The organism is Vibrio sp. Vb0304 (genome assembly GCF_033338995.1).
In the GTDB taxonomy this organism is placed as follows: Bacteria; Pseudomonadota; Gammaproteobacteria; order Enterobacterales; family Vibrionaceae; genus Vibrio; species Vibrio alginolyticus.
On record NZ_JAWOTT010000252.1, the window covers coordinates 1 to 1,165 of the forward strand.

At 43.8% G+C, this 1,165-nt stretch carries 1 pseudogene; it reads right to left on the reverse strand.

The annotated features are described in order from the left end of the window. Window positions 1-1,165 (reverse strand): annotated as a pseudogene (locus R7P35_RS25415) (SMC family ATPase); the annotation flags it as partial.

The window sequence follows — 1,165 nt, forward strand, 5'->3', positions numbered from 1 at the left end:
CCAACAAATTGAGCAGGTAGAGGATGTTCGGTACTACCACAAACGGGACACTTCTCTCCAGTTTGCAAACGAAGAGCAAGAACTGCCGCTTGCGCATTATGCCAACTGAGCTCTAGCGCATCCGCTTCACGTTGAAGGTTTTCATAATAAGACTTGGCTTGAGTTACCGAGGCTTGTTTACTTGGCGTCAATGCACCTAGCTTTGAAAGCTCTTGATTTAAATTAGCTAACTTTTGAAGATCCGACATCAAACGCTGCTGCTGTTTGATCTCTGCATCCACACCACCAATACTTGCGACATCAATGCGAGCTTGCTCCAACACTTTTTGCGCTTGCAGGGCGTCTTGCGTCAGTTTTTCCCTAAACACTATGTATTTTTTTAGCGTTTCTTCAAATTCTGATTTCTGCTGAAGTCCTGCAGCGATGGCACTATCCAGTTCAACCTTCTCGACCAACTTGCTTTTCATGCTTTCAAGTTGGTATTGCTGCTCTGTCAGCGTAGGAACCCGATTAGCTTGTTCTTTTGCCTGTTGGAAGGCTTGTTCCTTCGTTTTTAAGACGTCGTCAGCGGCTTTTAAATCTTGAGAAAGAACGGCAACCTTTTGGTTTAAATCTTGAACTTGCTGGGCGGCATTTTGCAGCGTGATATAAGGCAGTTCAATCCTACTCGCCTTTTTCGCATTCTCTAACTGCAGTTGGCGAGCCGAAATGGTTTCAGTTTGTTGCAAGTGCAGATGGAGCGAGGCTTCTGCTTGTTCACGCTTTTTAAATTCATTACTTAACGTTTCAGCTCTCTGAATTTCTGTTTTCACGGCATTTAACTGAGCAAGCGATTCCTGCTCTCGCTTTTGCGCTGACGCGAATTGGACAGACAGCGTTTCACGTTGTTCTGTTAATTCCGCTTCTGATGTCACTCCCGCAACTTGAAGCGCGCCACGAATTTGGTTATCAAACTCATCTTTTGCTTTGCTTATCGAGCTTGCTTTGTCTTTTAAGGCGTATTCAATCTTTTTGTAGATATCCGTTTCGAATAACTGGCCAAAGATCTCTTCACGCTCTTTAGACGTTGCTAATAACAGCTCGCGAAATTTACCTTGAGGCAATACCATAACCTGACGGAACTGAGTTTCGTTCAAACCAATAATATTAGTGATCTCAGTTTTAA